Annotated in this window: 14 protein-coding genes; 13 read left to right on the forward strand and 1 reads right to left on the reverse strand. The window is 72.5% G+C overall.

What is annotated here, in order from left to right; all coding sequences use genetic code 11:
• Window positions 1–111: 111 nt before the first annotated feature.
• The 4 genes from ACFU97_RS12015 (at window position 112) to ACFU97_RS12030 (ending at window position 3,937) form a co-directional block, all read left to right on the forward strand.
• Window positions 112–1,491: a diacylglycerol/lipid kinase family protein gene (locus ACFU97_RS12015; RefSeq protein WP_384254345.1), complete on the forward strand. Its 1,380-nt coding sequence runs from the start codon at window positions 112–114 to the stop codon at window positions 1,489–1,491.
• Window positions 1,484–2,086 carry a phosphatase PAP2 family protein gene (locus ACFU97_RS12020; protein ID WP_384254347.1) on the forward strand — a complete coding sequence of 201 codons (603 nt, stop codon included), beginning with the start codon at window positions 1,484–1,486 and terminating at the stop codon, window positions 2,084–2,086. Before ACFU97_RS12015 ends, ACFU97_RS12020 begins: the two co-directional genes overlap by 8 nt.
• A gap of 117 nt (window positions 2,087–2,203) precedes the next feature.
• Window positions 2,204–3,124 carry a peptidoglycan-binding protein gene (locus ACFU97_RS12025; RefSeq protein WP_384254349.1) on the forward strand — a complete coding sequence of 307 codons (921 nt, stop codon included), beginning with the start codon at window positions 2,204–2,206 and terminating at the stop codon, window positions 3,122–3,124.
• An 87-nt stretch (window positions 3,125–3,211) separates the two neighbouring features.
• Entirely contained in the window at window positions 3,212–3,937 is a 726-nt protein-coding gene (locus ACFU97_RS12030; protein ID WP_384254351.1) for a DUF4097 family beta strand repeat-containing protein, read from the forward strand.
• 4 nt (window positions 3,938–3,941) lie between these two features.
• Here ACFU97_RS12030 and ACFU97_RS12035 read toward each other — a convergent pair whose 3' ends face one another.
• Window positions 3,942–5,552 (reverse strand): purple acid phosphatase family protein, encoded by a 1,611-nt coding sequence (locus ACFU97_RS12035; protein WP_384254354.1) that lies wholly within the window; start codon window positions 5,550–5,552, stop codon window positions 3,942–3,944.
• Between the two features lie 283 nt (window positions 5,553–5,835).
• Between ACFU97_RS12035 and ACFU97_RS12040 the strand changes: the two genes are divergently transcribed.
• The 9 genes from ACFU97_RS12040 to ACFU97_RS12080 all read left to right on the forward strand — a co-directional run bounded on the left by ACFU97_RS12040 (window position 5,836) and on the right by ACFU97_RS12080 (window position 16,492).
• Window positions 5,836–6,789: a formylglycine-generating enzyme family protein gene (locus ACFU97_RS12040; protein WP_384254356.1), complete on the forward strand. Its 954-nt coding sequence runs from the start codon at window positions 5,836–5,838 to the stop codon at window positions 6,787–6,789.
• A gap of 163 nt (window positions 6,790–6,952) precedes the next feature.
• Window positions 6,953–8,134 (forward strand): ROK family protein, encoded by a 1,182-nt coding sequence (locus tag ACFU97_RS12045; protein WP_384254358.1) that lies wholly within the window; start codon window positions 6,953–6,955, stop codon window positions 8,132–8,134.
• A gap of 25 nt (window positions 8,135–8,159) precedes the next feature.
• Window positions 8,160–8,966: an ABC transporter permease gene (locus ACFU97_RS12050; protein WP_384254361.1), complete on the forward strand. Its 807-nt coding sequence runs from the start codon at window positions 8,160–8,162 to the stop codon at window positions 8,964–8,966.
• Window positions 8,963–9,763, forward strand: a complete 801-nt coding sequence (locus ACFU97_RS12055; protein WP_384254363.1) for an ABC transporter ATP-binding protein — start codon at window positions 8,963–8,965, stop codon at window positions 9,761–9,763. The genes ACFU97_RS12050 and ACFU97_RS12055 overlap by 4 nt, the downstream gene beginning before the upstream one ends.
• Before the next feature lie 68 nt (window positions 9,764–9,831).
• A complete protein-coding gene (locus ACFU97_RS12060) occupies window positions 9,832–10,806 on the forward strand; it encodes an aliphatic sulfonate ABC transporter substrate-binding protein (RefSeq protein ID WP_384254365.1) in 975 nt (324 codons plus the stop codon).
• The gene (locus ACFU97_RS12065) at window positions 10,803–12,275 is read left to right on the forward strand and encodes a sulfatase-like hydrolase/transferase (RefSeq protein ID WP_384254368.1); all 1,473 of its coding nucleotides are present in this window, start codon (window positions 10,803–10,805) and stop codon (window positions 12,273–12,275) included. Before ACFU97_RS12060 ends, ACFU97_RS12065 begins: the two co-directional genes overlap by 4 nt.
• Window positions 12,272–14,620 carry a family 43 glycosylhydrolase gene (locus tag ACFU97_RS12070; protein WP_384254370.1) on the forward strand — a complete coding sequence of 783 codons (2,349 nt, stop codon included), beginning with the start codon at window positions 12,272–12,274 and terminating at the stop codon, window positions 14,618–14,620. Before ACFU97_RS12065 ends, ACFU97_RS12070 begins: the two co-directional genes overlap by 4 nt.
• Window positions 14,621–14,649: 29 nt before the next feature.
• A complete protein-coding gene (locus tag ACFU97_RS12075) occupies window positions 14,650–15,417 on the forward strand; it encodes an IclR family transcriptional regulator (RefSeq protein WP_384254372.1) in 768 nt (255 codons plus the stop codon).
• A gap of 88 nt (window positions 15,418–15,505) precedes the next feature.
• Window positions 15,506–16,492, forward strand: coding sequence for a PDR/VanB family oxidoreductase (locus ACFU97_RS12080; protein ID WP_384254374.1), 987 nt, complete (start codon window positions 15,506–15,508; stop codon window positions 16,490–16,492).
• Window positions 16,493–16,501: the final 9 nt, after the last annotated feature.

A 16,501-nucleotide genomic window follows, 5' to 3' on the forward strand; every position in this document is an offset into this window, starting at 1 on the left:
TCCCGCCGGTTGCGAGATCCTGCCCCTGGCGCCGTGCGGCAGGGCCGGCGCTCCGGGCACACGGGGCACGCGACCGCCGTCCGATCCAGCAGCGACCGGGGACCCACGACATTGAACGCAACCCGTACCACCGGTGAGGCCCAGCCCGACGCCACCGCCGCGGCCGTGCGGTCGGCGCGCGCCCTGGCCAGGCTCGCCCTCCTGTGCGTCGCCGGGGCCGTGGCCTCCGTGGTGGCCGGAGCCGGCCAGTGGCTGATCCTGCTGCTCGGCCTCGGCGGACTCGCCCTGGCCGGCGCCGGACTCTGGTGGGCCCTCGCCCACCGCGGCGTCGCCCGTCTCCTCGGCGCGCTGCTGGCGATCGGCGCGCCCGTGGCCGTCCTGGTGCTGTACGCGATCTCGGGCCTGTGGGTGGTGGCGGCAGCGGCGCTCGCGTGCTGGGCCGTCGCGCTGGCCTGCGCGCGGAGCGCGCTGCGCCATCTGCGCAAGCCGCGCGGCATGCACCACCGCAGCGCCCGGGCGCCCCGCCGCCCCGTGGTGATCATGAACCCCAAGTCGGGCGGCGGAAAGGTCGGCCGCCACGGCCTGGTGGAACGGGCCGAGGCCCTGGGCGCCCGGGTGATCCTGCTCGACCTCGACACGAACCCCGACCCGGTGGCGCTGGCCCGGCAGGCCGTCGCAGAGGGCGCCGACCTGCTCGGCGTGGCAGGTGGCGACGGCACCCAGGCCCTGGTGGCGGCCGTGGCGGCCGAGCACCGTCTGCCCTTCATGGTCGTGGCCGCCGGCACCCGCAACCACTTCGCCATGGACCTCGGCCTGGACCGGGACGACCCGTCCAAAAGCCTCGACGCCCTCTCGGACGGCGTGGAACTCCGCGTCGACCTCGGAGACGTGGCGGGCAGACCCTTCGTCAACACGGCGTCGTTCGGCACGTACGCGCACATCGTGCAGAGCCCCGAATACCGCGACGCCAAGGCGATCACGGCCCTCGACCAGCTGCCCGACCTGCTGACCGGCGAGGCCGGCGCCACCCTGACGGCCCGCGCCGACGACGAGGTGCTGGACTCCCCGCAGGCCGTGCTCGTCAGCAACAACCCCTACGCGCGCGCCGATCCCCTGACCGGCGGACGCAGACCTAGGCTCGACACGGGCAGGCTCGGAGTGATCTCGGTCCGGGTCGGGGGCGCGGCCCAGGCCGCCGAACTGGCGCTGCTCGGGGAAAGGGCGAGCGGCATCACGACCCTGAAGTCCCGCCGCGTGGTCGTCGAGGCCGACGAGGAGGTGATCCCGGTGGCCCTGGACGGCGAGGCGCTCACCCTGCCCACGCCGGTCGTGTGCACCGTGCGGCCCGGCGCGCTCCGCGTCCGGGTGCCCAGGCACCGTCCCGGCGCCCCCTACGTCGCACCGTCGGTCGACTGGCGGCGCATCGTCCGCCTCGCCGTCGGCCGAGCACCCCGTCCGCACGAGAAGAACCAGGAGCAGAGCGATGGCTGACCGCCGCCCGCCGGAAGAACAGGTGCCGACAGGCCTGATGCGTGACCTCGCCGCCCTCGACCAGGCGCTCTACGAGGCCGTGACGGTCACCAGCACCCCCACCCTGGACGCCGCGCTGCGCAGACTGTCCGCCGCGGCCGACCACTCCAAGATCTCCTTCCTGATCGCCGGGGCCCTCGCGGTGCGCCCCGGACGGACACGCCGCGCCGCCGCCCTCGGTGTCGCGGCGATCGGCGTCGCCTCGGCCACCGCCAACCTGCTCGGCAAACGCCTCGTCCGCCGGTCCCGGCCGCATCGCGCCGAGGACTCGCCGTTCCCGGGACGCCACGTGCCCATGCCCGCCTCGGCCTCGTTCCCCTCGGGACACACGGCCTCGGCCGTCGCCTTCGCCGCGGCCGTCGGCCCCGCCTTCCCGGCCGCCACGGTGCCGCTGGGACTGCTCGCGTGCGCCGTCGGCTACTCGCGCATCCACACGGGCGTGCACTATCCGGGCGACGTGATCGCCGGTGCCGTCCTCGGAACGGGCGCGGCGGCGACCGTGCTCGCCGCCGCCGGACACGACGGGCTGAGGGCACGTCTCCTTCGCTGTCCGTGACGGCCCGTCGGCCCGCTGTGCTGCAAGGACGGGCAGATTCCGCTCTCCGTCAGATCATGAAGGTTTCGTGCGGGAAACCTGTCTAAGATCTGGAGCTCGTACGGAGAAGGGAAACGTGTGAGCGATTTAGCGGGACCGGGCTGCCCGGAATGTGAGCGGCCGCGGGCGGCGGACGGAACCCCGACCTGCTCGTGCACCCGCCGCGCCGCCGACGCCCGCAGCGAGACGCGCACGGCCGAGGTGGCGGCTGCGGAGGACTTCGACCCGGTGCGCATACGGCCGTTCGTGGATCTCGACGACGGCAACGCGCCCGGCGAGACCTCTGCCGAGGAGGCCCAACAGGCAAGCGCCACGGACCTGTTGGACGAGCAGCACCGGCCCGGCGCTGCCGACGCCTTCGACCAACTCCCCACGCCGTCCCCGTCCGACCGCGTCCCGGCACGCAGACGGCGCCCGCGATCACTGCTGCTGGCCGGTGGCGGGGCCGCCGTCGCCGTCCTGGTGACCGGGGGAGTCATCGGGGGCGTGTTCTGGTACGACAGCCCGGCGCGGGACGACTCCGCCTCCAGCGGTGTCCGGGCGGGTCTGCCCGCCCGGCGGTCCGCCGGGGACGCCCCCTCGTCGGCGGACCCGTCCAGCACGGCGCCCTCCGTCTCCGCGTCCGCGTCCTCGACGGCCTCCGCGCCGGGCGCCACCTCGTCCGCGGGCCACGGCGCCTCGTCCACCCCCGGCGACCGGAGCGCGACCGCGCCCACGGCCGTCACCACCACCACGGCGACGGGCGCGCCCGCACCGAGCGAACCCGGCGGCGAGGCCCCCGTCCTGCGCTACGGCGACAAGGGACCCGAGGTCGTCGAACTCCAGCTCCGCCTCCACCAGATCGGCTTCTACGACGGGGACGCCGACGGCGACTTCGACCGCCAGGTGGAGAACGCTGTGCGCACCTACCAGCTCACCCGCGTCGTCCTGAAGGACCCGTCGGGCGTCTACGGCGCCGCGACCCGGGCGTCGCTGGAGGACGAGACGAAGGAACCGTGACGCGGGCAGGCCATGACAGCGGCCCGGCCGGGCACCCGTAGGGGCATGAAGGCGATGCCGGCAAGGCACATGCTCACACTGACCGTTGTGCTGGCGGTGCTCCCCGCAGGAGTGGCGTGCGCGCAACACCAGGCGCAGGGAGCCGGCGCGCCGGCCTCGTCCGGTGGCCAGGCCGTCACGGCGTCGGGAAACCGCCTGATCGTCACGACCGACAACGGGCTGCGGCTGCGCCCCGCCGACGGTGACCGCGTCACCACGCAGGACGGGGTCAAGGCCGACTGGTCCCACCACGGCCGGACCTGGGTCCTTGACCTCATCACGTGCGACGACGGGTCCGGGAAGGACGCCGGGTGCCCGCGCATGCCCTCCGTCGGTGTGCCGGACGGCATGGACGTGACGGCCCGCGCCCGTAACGCGGGCGTGGACGTGGCGGGCATCGCGGCGGCGCTGGACATCACGACCGTCAACGGCGATGTGGCGGCGACCGATGCGGGTCGCGGCGACGGAGCGGTCCGCCTGTCCACCCGCAACGGCTCGGTGCGCACCACGGCCCTCAAGGCCCGCCGCGTGGCCGCGACCACGACCAACGGGGACGTGGTCGTCGCGTGTGCCGACGCTCCGCCGCACGTCACCGCGACGACCACCAACGGCTCGGTCGACGTCACCGTCGCCGGCGACGTCCCCGCCTACGCGGTCACCGCGGCGACCGTCAACGGCCGCACCACGGTGACCGTGCCCACGCGGGACGCCTCCCACGGCCCCGCGATGAGCCTCACCACGGTCAACGGAGACGTCGCCGCACGCCGGGAGTGACAGGTCACCTGCCGGGGCCGTCCGAACGCCTGCGGTGGAGGGTGAACGTCTCGAAGACCGACAGTTCGCCGTTCGGCTTGTTCACGTTGTAGTAGGTCACGTGCAGTCGGGTGGTGTCGCCCGGGTGGCGGCCGGGGTCGACGGTGAACGAGGCGAAGCCGTAAGGGTGTTCGGTGTCGCGGACACCCGTCCAGACCGCCTCCTCCTTGGCGTAGGTGGAGGTGCGCTTGCCGTTGGAGCCAGGAGTCGCCGACACGGCGGTGATCACCTTGGCGGTGCCGTCCTTGAAGAAGCTCTGGTTGGTGGTGCCGGAGACACCGCCGCCGCCGAGGACCATGTGGACGGTGCCCAGCCCGGTGTCGATGTCGTCGGTGCCCTGCGAGACCGGTCGCGGGGTCAGCGTCGCGCTGCCGCCGACGATCCCGCGGACGGCCAGGGAGCGCTCGTAGTTGTGCTCGTGCCCGCACACCACCAGGTCCACGCCGTACGTGTCGAACAGCGGGCCGTACTTCTGCCGCAGCCCCAGGTCCGCGCCGTTGGCGTCGGAGGAGCTGATCATGACCTGGTGCATGGCGACGACCACCCAGTCGATGTCGCGGGAGGACCGCGCCGCCTTCAACTCCTTCTCCAAAAACTCCAGTTGGCGCCCTCCGGAGTAGCCGCTGATGTAGACGTCGCCGCCGTCCTGGAGGCAGTTGTCGTCGTTCTGCAGGACGATCACCCGGACGGAGCCGGCCGTGAAGGCGTACCACAGGCCCGCGAGTTCGGCGTCGGTCTCGGTCGACGGGAGGGCGAAGTAGGTCTGGTAGGCGCCGAGTCCGACGGGGCCGTTGGCCTTCTCGATCTCGTGGTTGCCGGCGGCCGGCATCCAGGGGCGGAAGCGCGCGGACCGCGTGTTGTTGGTGAAGAAGTTGTTCCAGGTGCGCACCCGGTCGACGTCGAGGTTGGCGTAGCACAGGTCGCCGTTGAGCAGGTGGAACAGCGGGGCGACCTGCTCGATGCCGGTGACGATGTCCTTGGTCGCGGGCGTGGAGTTGGCGTCCAGCGCCGCCGTGCCGTTGGCCGCCCAGGTGACCTGCGGCGCGGACTGGTCGCCGAAGCTGGTGAAGGTGAACGGCCTGCGCCCGCGCGGGGCCGTGCGGAACGTGCCGCTGTCGGGCGTCGTGCCCTCGTGCGTGGCGAGGTAGAGGTAGTCGGTCCCCGGCGTCAGCCGGTGGAGCGAGGCGTGGTGGACGTACACGGTCCGGCCCGAGGTGCCGTCCACGTAGGTGACGGTCCGCGCGTCGGCGCGGGAGCCGAACCCGTGCTCCAGCGTGCCGTAGCGCACCGCGGGTCTCTTCACCGACCGATCGGTGATCCACGACACCGTCATCTGGGTGCTGGGGTCCGCGCCGAAGGTCAGGTGCAGTCCCTGGACCGGGGGCGCGCCCGTCGAGTCCGCCGTGAGATGGAACGCCGGGGCCCCCGCCGGAGCGGCCTGCGCCGTGCCGGCTCCCAGCAGCGGGGTGACGGCCGCGCCCGCCCCCGCGGTGCCGAAGAGGCCCAGCGCGTGACGACGGCTGACCCCCTCGGACGACTTCTGCGCCCCGTCCGCCGTCCCTGACTGTGCGGTCATGGTGCCCTCCCTGACGAGCTGTGGAGCTGTGGAGCTCTGAACGACGGCACCCTGGCGCCGCCCGGCGGCAGGCAGGTGAACTGCGCGTTGACAGTTGCCGTTTGGGGCCCGAGGGACGGGATCAGAGACCGTTCTTTGCCGCTGCCTTTGCCCTGGGATGCCCCGTCGTTGACCGACGGCCGCGCAGTGCCCGGACGAGCCCGGCCCGCCCCAGCGCGTGGGCGCCGAGCTGGGCGTGTCGTAGCCTCGGCTGCGAAGGGTCAGGTGCGAGGCGGGAGGTCGTATGGCGGAATCCGGGGCGGAGCCCAAGGGCTGTTGTGCGCCGGGACGGGCACCGCAGGCCGGTGCGGGCGGGCCGGTGCCCGGCGTCGACGGGCGTACGGGCGCCACGGACGCGATGGTGCTGCTGACGGGCGGCACGTTCCGCATGGGCACCGACGACCCGGAGGGCTTCCGCGACGACGGCGAGGGACCGATCCGCGAGGTCACCCTGTCGCCCTTCTGGATCGACCCGCACGCCGTGACCAACGAGGCGTTCGCCCGCTTCGTCGGGCGGACCGGGTACGTCACCGAGGCCGAACGGTTCGGCTGGTCCTTCGTGTTCGCGGGGTTCCTGCCGGCCGCGCTGCGGCGCGGCGCCGCCCGGCCCGAGCGGACACCGTGGTGGTGCGGGGTCGAGGGCGCGTACTGGAAGGCACCCGAGGGGCCGGGCAGCGCGCTGGACGAGCGCAGTGACCACCCCGTGGTCCATGTGTCGTGGAACGACGCGCTGGAGTACTGCCGTTGGGCCGGCACCCGGCTGCCCACGGAGGCCGAGTGGGAGTACGCCGCGCGGGGCGGGCTCGACCAGCGGCGCTATCCGTGGGGGGACGAGCTGACGCCCGGCGGTGAGCACCGCTGCAACATCTGGCAGGGGCACTTCCCCACCAAGAACACCGCGGAGGACGGCCATCGCGGCACGGCGCCGGTCGACACGTACAAGCCCAACGGCTTCGGTCTGCACAACATGGCGGGCAACGTCTGGGAGTGGTGCGCCGACTGGTGGGGCACCGACCACGGCGCCCGCCCCCGCACGGACCCGAAGGGTCCCGGCCGCGGCACGGCACGGGTGATGCGCGGCGGTTCGTACCTCTGCCACCGCTCCTACTGCAACCGCTACCGCGTCGCGGCCCGCACCTCGAACACCCCGGACAGCAGCACGGGAAACCTGGGGTTCCGGACGGTCCGGGACGCCTGATCCGGACCGCGCCCGCGCCGCGACTGTTGCGCGCGTATGAAAATCCCCGTCCGGCGAAGCGTCCGCGGACACGGCGCTGACCTGCACCGTTTCCCTCACCGGGGGAGAGGCTCCAACAACTTTCTTTTTTCCGGAGTGTTGACGAAAAAATACGGGCGTCAGCATGCTGTGCCCCATGGCACTGCACCACGACGGCCCGCTGGCGCGACTGCGGCGCGGGCACGAGGAGCTCGTCCTCGGACTGCTGCGCACGCACGGCCCGCTCAGCCGGGCCGAGTTGGGCCGGCACAGCGGACTGTCCCGGACGACGCTCTACGACATCGTCGGCGCGCTCGTCGACAACGGCGCGGTCGTGGCCTCGGCGCCCGCTCCCGAGGAGCGCCGGCGCGGCCGCCCGGTCGAGACGCTGACCCTGCACCCCGAGGCGGGCCAGGCGATCGGCATCGACTTCGCGCGGCGCGCGGTGCACGTGGCGGCGGTCAACGTCGCCCACGAGGTGATGGGTTCGGCCGGCGAGGCGCACGCCCCCGACCTGCCCTGGCAGGAGCGGGTGGACCTCGCCGAACGTCTCGTCGGCTCCCTGGCCGGCGGCACTCTGCGGCTGGGCGCGCTGAGCGCGATCGGCGTCGGTGTCGTGGGCCCGGTGCAGGACGCGGCGGCCGGGGAGCAGGACGGCGCTGACCCCCGCCGTGACCTTCCCCTGCTGCTGCGCAAGCGGTTCGGTGTGCCCGTCCTGGTCGACAACAACACGCGGCTCGCGGCTCTCGCCGAGGCGACCTGGGGAGCGGCCGCCGGCGACCAGGACGTGCTCTACCTGCGGCTCTCGCACGGCGTCGGCGGCGGGCTCGTGGTCGGCGGCTCGCTGCACCGCGGCGCGCACGGCATGTCGGGGGAGTTCGGGCACATCACCGTCGAGCTGGACGGGCGCCGATGTTCGTGCGGCGGGCGAGGGTGCCTGGAGACGGTCGCCTCGGTGGGCGCCGTCCTCGACGCCTACGACGGGCCGAACGACCTGTCCACCCTCCTCGCCGACCCCGCCGCGACCCCGCTCCTGGACCGTGTCGGAGCCAAGGTCGGCACCGTGCTGGCCGCCGTGTGCAACGCGATCGGCCCCGGCGTCGTCGTCATCGGCGGCGAACTCGCCGCGGCCGGTGAGGCGTTGTTCGCGGGCGTGGGCCGGGCCCTGGCCGCCGACCTCATGCCGCTCTCACGCCATCGCGTCGACCTGCGCCCGGCCACCCTCGGCGAGGCGGGCGGCGCCCTCGGTGCCATCGCCCTGGTGCTGCACGAGTCGCCCCTGCTCGCCCGCTACCCCGCTTCCCCCGCCCCTCTGGAGGACACATGACACCCGCGCACCGGGCGAGGCCGCCATGGCAGTGATCACCGCGCCCGACAAGACGCCCACGGCCTCCGCGCCCCGGCGCGGCAGGCGCGCCCTCCCCGCACTCCTGCTCAATCTGATCGCCCTCGTCGTCGGCGTCGCCGTCTGGGCGCTGATCGCCTCGGCCCAACTCGCCGACATTCCTGGCCCGTTGTCCGTCGCCTCCCGCGCCCTGGACCTGCTGAAGGACGGCACCCTCGTCGACGACGCCCTGGCGAGTCTGCGCCGCGTCCTCCTCGGCTTCGCGCTGGGCACGCTGCTCGCCGTCCCGGTCGGCTTCCTCATGGGCTGGTACCCCGTCGCCCGCGGACTGCTCGAACCGTACGTCCAGTTCTTCCGCACCATCCCGCCGCTCGCGATCATCCCGCTGGCGATCGTGCTGATGGGCATAGGTGAGACGCCGAAAGTGTTCGTCATCTTCCTGGCCGCGTTCCTGTCCTGCGTGGTCGCCGCCTTCCAGGGCGTCGTCGACGTCGACAGCACCCTGATCAACGCGGCCCGGGTGCTCGGCGCCCCCGACCGCGTCATCTTCCTCAAGGTGGTCATCCCCGCCGCCACGCCGTTCCTGCTCGTCGGCATGCGGATCGGTCTCGGCTCGGCCTGGGCGACCGTCGTGGCGGCCGAACTCATCGCCGCGGACAAGGGGTTGGGCTACGAGATGACACACGCCCAGACCTACTACGACATTCCCACGATCTTCGTCGGCCTCATCACCATCGGGGTGATCGGGCTGGTGATGGACCGACTGCTGCTGCTCGCCGAACGGCGGCTGACCGGATGGCAGGAGCGCCGATGAGCACGGAACCCGGCAGGACCGACGCGAAGATCTCGTTCCGGGACGTGGTGCGGACGTTCCCGATGAACGGGGGCGAGTTCACCGCCCTGGACCGGGTGTCGCTGGACGTGGGGGAGCGGGAGTTCGTCACCGTCGTCGGCCCCTCCGGCTGCGGCAAGTCGACCCTGCTCAACCTGGCCGCGGGCCTGGTGGCCCCGACCTCGGGCGAGGTCCTGGTGGACGGCAGGAGGGTCACGGGGCCCGGCCCCGAACGCGGCGTGATCTTCCAGCAGTACGCCCTCTTCCCCTGGCTGACCGTGCGCGGCAACGTCGAGTTCGGGCTGAAGCTGACCTCCCTTCCGGCCGGCGAGCGCAGGCGGCGGGCCGAGCAGGCCATCGACCTCGTCGGGCTCACCGACTTCGCCGACGCCCTGCCCAAGACGCTCTCGGGCGGCATGAAGCAGCGCTGCGCGATCGCCCGCGCGTACGCCGTGGACCCCGAAGTCCTCCTGATGGACGAGCCGTTCGGCGCTCTCGACGCGCTCACCAGGGTGCAGCTCCAGGACCAGCTCCTGGAGACCTGGAGCCGCCGCAGGCGCACGGTCGTGTTCATCACGCACGACGTCGACGAGGCCGTCTACCTGGCACGGCGCGTCGTCGTCATGGCGGCCCGGCCGGGCCGGATCCACCGTGTCGTCGAGGTGGACCTGCCCTACCCCCGGACCGAACAGCTGCGGCTGTCAACGGAGTTCGCCCGGATCCGCAACGAGGTCTGGCACTCCGTCTACCACCAGACACCGGCCGGTTCGCCCGCCTGACCCGAACTCCCGGTACCGGCCCACCACTTCACCCCTGACCGGCCCAGCACCTCGAAGGAACGTATGTCATGAGCATGTCCCGACGTGGCTTCATCGCGGCACTCTCCGCATCCTCGCTCTCGCTCTCCGCCGCCGGCTGCGGCTCCAGCGGAGGAGGCGGCGGCAACAAGGTCCGGTTCGGATACATCGCCGACTACAACGGCGCCAGCCTGCTGGCGATCGCCGACGAGCGGGGGCTGTGGAAGAAGCACGGCGTCTCCGCCTCGTACAAGGTCTTCGTCAACGGCCCCATCCAGATCCAGGCACTCGGCACCGACAACCTCGACTACGGCTACATCGGCCCCGGCGCCATGTGGCTGCCCGCCTCGGGCCGCTCGAAGATCGTCGCGATCGACACGCTCACCTACGCGGACCGGGTCATCGCCAAGCCCGGCATCACCTCGATCACCGGCCTGAAGGGCAAGAAGGTCGGCGTGCCCGAGGGGACCTCCGGCGAGATGGTGCTGCACCTCGCCCTGCAGAAGGCCGGAATGAGCATGAGCGACATCAAGAAGGTCGCGATGGAGCCGGCGACCGTCGTCTCCGCGTTCTCGTCCGGGCAGATCGACGGCGCCGGCATCTGGTACCCGCTGATCGACACGATCAAGCAGAAGGTGCCCGGCCTGGTCGAGGTGGCCGGCACCCAGGAGATCGGCGGCGACTTCCCGACCGCGTTCGTCGCCGGGGCCAAGGTCGCGCCCGCCACCAACGAGAAGGTCGTCAAGGTCCTCCAGGAGGCCAACGACTGGCGCGCCGCGCACCCCAAGGAGTCGATCGCGCTCGCCGCCAAGCTCCTCAAGGTCCCCCAGGACAAGGTCGCGTCCGACGCCGGCCATGTGAAGCAGATGACGACCGCCGACCTCGTCGCCAAGACCAAGGACGGCACCGTCGCCAAGTGGCTCGACGGCATGAGCGACTTCTTCGTCGGCACCGGCCAGCTCAAGAAGGCCCCCGCCGCGAACTCCTTCTACGCGGCCGACGTCTACGCCAAGGCGGCCGAGTGAACCTCCTCTTCCTGATGACCGACCAGCACCGGGTCGACACCCTGGGCTGTTACGGCAACCCGCACGTGGCCACCCCGAACCTGGACCGGCTCGCGGCCACCGGCACCCGCTTCGACCGCTTCTACACGCCGACCGCCATCTGCACCCCGGCCCGCGCCAGCCTGCTCACCGGCCAGGCCCCCTTCCGCCACCGCCTGCTCGCCAACCACGAACGCAACGTGGGGTACTTGGAGGACCTGCGCGAGGACGCCTTCACCTTCCCGGCCGCCCTCGCCGAGCAGAACTACCAGCTCGGCCTGATCGGCAAGTGGCACGTCGGCACGCACCGCAACGCCGCCTCCTACGGCTTCGAAGGCCCCGACCTGCCCGGCTGGCACAACCCCGTCGACCACCCCGACTACCTCGCCTACCTGGAGGAACGCGGACTGCCGCCGTACCGCATCACCGACCTGGTCCGCGGCACCACCCCCAACGGCAACCCCGGCAACCTTCTCGCCGCCCGCCTCCACCAGCCCGTGGAAGCCACCTTCGAGTACTACCTGGCCACCCGCGCCATCGAGCAACTCGAGAAGTACGCGGCCGACGGGCGCCCCTTCTTCCTCGCCACCCACTTCTTCGGCCCGCACCTGCCCTACCTGCTGCCCGACGCCTACTACGACCGCTACGACCCCGAACTCGTCGCGCTGCCCCCGTCGATCGCCGAGACCTTCGAGGGCAAACCCCCGGTGCAGCGCAACTACAGCGCGCACTGGGCCTTCGACACCATGCCGCTCGACGTGACCCGCAAGCTCATCGCGGTCTACTGGGGCTACGTCACGCTCGTCGACGAACAGGTCGGCCGCATCCTCGGCCGGCTCGACGAACTCGGCCTCACCGGCGACACGTCCGTCTTCTTCACCGCCGACCACGGCGAGTTCACCGGCGCCCACCGCCTGCACGACAAGGGCCCGGCCATGTACGAGGACATCTACCGCATCCCGGGGATCATCCGCGTACCGGGCCAACCCCCGCAGGTGCGGCGGGAGTTCGCCACCCTTACCGACTGCACCGCCACGCTCCTCGACCTCGCCGGCTGCGACACGGGGCCCGCCACCGACAGCCGCAGCCTGCTCCCGCTCCTGCGTGGCGAGCACCCCGAGTGGCCGGGGGAGTTGCTCGCCGAGTTCCACGGCCACCACTTCCCCTACCCGCAGCGCATGCTGCGCGACGACCGCTACAAGCTCGTCGTCAACCCCGAGTCCGTGAACGAGCTCTACGACCTCACCGCCGACCCGCACGAGCTGTCCAACCGCTACGACCACCCGGAACTCGCGCCGGTACGCCGCCGCTTGATGCGCCGCCTCTACGAACTCCTCAGGGACCGGGGCGACAACTTCTACCACTGGATGACCCCGATGTACGACATCGGCACCTCCGACTACGACCCCACGCTCAGCTCCTTCGAACAAGGAGGCCCGTCGCCGTCATGAGCCGCAGAGTCATGAGCCGCAGACGCATCCGCCGCACCCTCGCCGCGCTGACCGGCCTGCTCCTCGCCGGGTCGCTTCCCCCCGCCCGGGCCGCGGTGGCGGCGCCGCCGGCGGCGACGTACACCAATCCCGTGACCGCCGGCACGGTCGACACCTTCCCCGATCCCACGATGATCCGCGGGAAGGACGGCTACTGGTACGCCTACGGCACCCAGAACCCCGTCTTCCAGACCAAGGGCGAGACCGGCGAACGCACGCTGCCCATCCTGCGCTCGTCGGACATGACGCACTGGGAGTACGCGGGCCAGGTCTTCACCCCCGGCGACCAGCCCGCCTGGCACGGCGGTTCACGGCTCTGGGCCCCCGACATCCGCTACGGCGACGGCCGTTACGACCTCTACTACTCCGTTCCGGGCAGGGACACGGTCGGCGTGGCCACCGCCCCGACGCCCACCGGGCCCTGGACCGACGAGGGCGCCGTGCTGCCCGCGGACAGCGGCTGCGCCACCGGCGACATCGACGAGGCCCAGTTCACGGACGTGGGTGGGCAGCCCTACCTGTACTGGGGCAGCTACGACACCATCTGCGTGGCGAAGCTCGACGGCGACCGCACCCGCGTCGAGGGCCCGGTCACCGAGGTCGCCCAGGGCCGCCGTATGGAGGGCGGCTTCGTCGTCCACCGCGGCGGCCACTACTACCTCTTCTACTCGGACGCGGGCTGCTGCGACGGCGCGTTCAGCGGCTACCAGGTCAAGGTCGGCCGCGCCACCAGCCCGACCGGCCCGTTCACCGACGACCGGGGCGTCGGCCTCATGGCGCCGACCAGCAAGGGCGGCGTGGTCGTCGCGGCGAACGGCGGGCGGTGGATCGGTCCCGGCCACAACGCCCTGCAGACCGACCTCTCCGGCCAGGACTGGCTCGTCTACCACGCGATCCCCGCCGACGACCCGGACCTCGACCCCGTCCCCGGCCTCGACCGCACCCTCAGCAGACGCCCGATGCTCATCGACCGGCTCGACTGGATCGACGGCTGGCCCGTGGTCCGTGCCGGAGCCGGCCCCTCCGACGGCACCGGACGTGCCCCCGTGACCAGGTGGGACGCCGGCAGCACCTTCAACGACGGCTCCACCTCCGGCTGGCGGTCCGAGGGCTCCGGCGCCTGGACGACCGCGACCGACCAGGACTCCGGCGGCTACGTCACGCACGGCGGAACGGCGAGCGACCCGTCCTACCTGGTCACGGCGTCCGCCGCCCCCGCCCAGGTGCGCGCCGAGGCGGACCTGCGCGTCACCTCGGCCGGATCGGCGGCCGGACTGCTGATCGGCTACACCGATCCGCGCAACTACGTCGTCGCCTGGCTCGACCGCAACCGGCAGTCCCTGGTCACCGACGCCCGGGTCGACGGCGTCAGCGCGGGGGAGCGGTCGACGCCGCTGCCCTCCGGATTCCGGTGGACCTCCTGGCGCAACGTCGCCGCCGAACTGCGCGGCACCCACCTGACGGTGGAGGTCGGCGCGGACCGGCTGCGCGACCCGGTGGCCGTGCAGCAGCGCACCGTACCGGCTGCCGCGGCCCGCGCGGGACGCACCGGAGTCGCAGCCCGGGGAACGGGCGTGGCCGCGGACAACGTCGGCGCCGCCCGCCTCTGGACACCGGTCACCAAGCGGGTCCCACAACCGACTCCGGTCAGCCAACTCGCGTCCTACAGCGACGAGTTCGACGGCGTCGGCCTGTCGCCGAAGTGGACCTGGGTCCGGGGTCCGGCCGCCGGAGCCGCCGTCGGCGACGGCGCACTGTCCTGGCCCACCCAGAACGCCGAGCTCAACCTCGCCACCAACACCGCGTCCGTGCTCACCCGGCCCGCGCCACCGGGCGACTTCATCGTCGAGACCAGACTCCGGCTGACCTCCGGCCCCGCCAACCAGCAGGCAGGTCTCGTCCTCTACGGCAACGACGACCGCTACTTCAAGCTGGTCCACGCCGTCCTGCCGCTCAGCCACACCGCCGGCAAGGTCACGCACGTCACCGAGTTCGCCAAGGAGGGCGCACGGCCGACGACGACTCCACCGACAGCGGTGGCCTACGGGCCGATGTTCGGCGGACCGGCAGCCGGCACGCTGTGGATGCGGATGGCCTACCACGCCGACACGGCCGCCGGTGAACACGAGGTGCGCGCTGCCACGAGCACCGACGGCGTGCACTGGACCCGGACCGGGGTATGGACCCTGCCCGCCGAACAGGCGCTCAGGATCGGCCTGGTCTCGATGAACAGCGCGGGGGCGACGGCACACTTCGACTACCTGCGCACCTACCGGAGCTCCGGCGGGCGGGCCGGCGGTGGCTGACGGCCACGAAGGCGTCCGATGATGGGCGGGTGAGAACACGGAACGGCGAGTCGGTACTGGCGAGAGTCGTACGGATCTTCGAGGCGTTCACGGCGGAGGACTCCGCCCTGACCGTCTCGGAGATCGCCCGGCGCACGGGGCTGCACGTGGCCACCGCCTCACGCCTCGTCGCCGAGCTGGTCTCGTACGGCTTCCTGGCCCGCGACGCCGACCGCCGGGTCCGGATCGGCGTGCGCATGTGGGAGCTGGCCACCCGGGCCTCGCCCACGCTGTCGCTACGCGACGCGGCCATGCCGTTCATGGAGGGCGTGCACGACGTCGTGGGCCACCACGTCCAACTCGGTGTGCTCGACGGCGACGAGGTGCTGTTCCTGGAGCGGCTGTCGGCACCGGGCGCCGTCATCAACTACACCCGCATCGCCGGCCGGCTGCCGCTCCACGCCTCCTCCAGCGGCCTGGTCCTGCTCGCCCACGGCCCCGTCGACCTGCGGGAACGGGTGCTCGACGGGGCCTTGCGGCGCTACACCCCGAACACCCCCGCCACCGCCGCGCACCTGCGCGCCGTGCTCGCGGAGGTCCGGCGCCAGGGCTACGCCTTCTGCCCGGGCTACGTCCATGAGGACGCCCTCGGCATCGCGGCGCCGGTGCGCGACGCACGCGGTGAGGTGGTGGCCGCGCTGGCCGTGATCGTCCCGAACGAGGCCGGCGCCGCCTCCGTCGTACCGGTGGTGCGCACCGCGGCCCGCGGCGTCTCCCGCGCGCTGGGCGCTGGCGGCACGTCACCGCCAGCGCAATGATTCGTCTCTCACTGAATGAGAAGGCCGTCGCGAACGCGTGTCCCCGGCGCGCATCCTGCCTGGCAAGCCAGAGACGGGAGGCGACGACGTGGTCGCGAACAGTGTCGAACTGCCGGTGCCGGGGCACGTCGCGCACGCGGCCACCCTGACCGTCGCCGGCAAGGAACCGGTGGCCGACGGCGTCGTGTCCCTCACGCTCACGCACCCGGACGGCGCCAGGCTGCCGGACTGGACGCCCGGCTCCCACATCGACCTGGTCCTGCCGGACGGGACGACCCGGCAGTACTCCCTGTGCGGCGACCGGTGGGAGGCCCACACCTACCGGATCGCCGTCCTCAGAGAGCCCGCGGGCCGCGGCGGATCCGCCTACGTGCACGACCGGTTGAGGCCTGGCGACCGCGTCGGTGTAGGCGGGCCGCGCAACCACTTCCCCCTCGTGCCCTCGCGGCGGTACCTCTTCGTCGCGGGCGGCATCGGCATCACCCCGCTGCTGCCCATGCTGCACCAGGCCGAACTCCTCGGCGCCGAATGGCAGTTGCTGTACGGCGGCCGTACGCGGTCGTCGATGGCCTTCCGCGACCGACTGACCGCCGCCTACGGCGACCGGGTGCACCTCGTCCCGCAGGACGAGTCCGGACTCCTGGACCTGGCGGCCTGGCTGGGCACGCCGCGCCCCGGGACGAAGGTGTACTGCTGCGGTCCCGCGCCGCTGCTCGCCGCCGTCGAAACGGCCTGCGCCGCCTGGGAGCCGCACTCCCTGCGGGTCGAGCGCTTCACCGCCGCCACCCAGGGCGCTCCGGTACGCAGCACTCCTTTCGAGGTCGAACTGCGCCGCACCGGACGCACGGTGACCGTCACCCCGGAGGTGTCGGTGCTGGAGGCGGTGCGCCGCGCCGGAGCGGACGTGCTGTCCTCCTGCGAACAGGGCACCTGCGGGACATGCCTCACGCCCGTACTGGAAGGGCGGCCCGAGCACCGGGACTCGGTGCTCGCCGACCACGAACGCGCCGCCGGCGACTGCATGTTCCTGTGCGTCTCGCGCTCCCGCGGCGACCGCCTCGTCCTCGACCTCTGAGTCCACCTC

This window comes from Streptomyces sp. NPDC057616 (assembly GCF_042800575.1).
GTDB lineage: Bacteria > Actinomycetota > Actinomycetes > Streptomycetales > Streptomycetaceae > Streptomyces.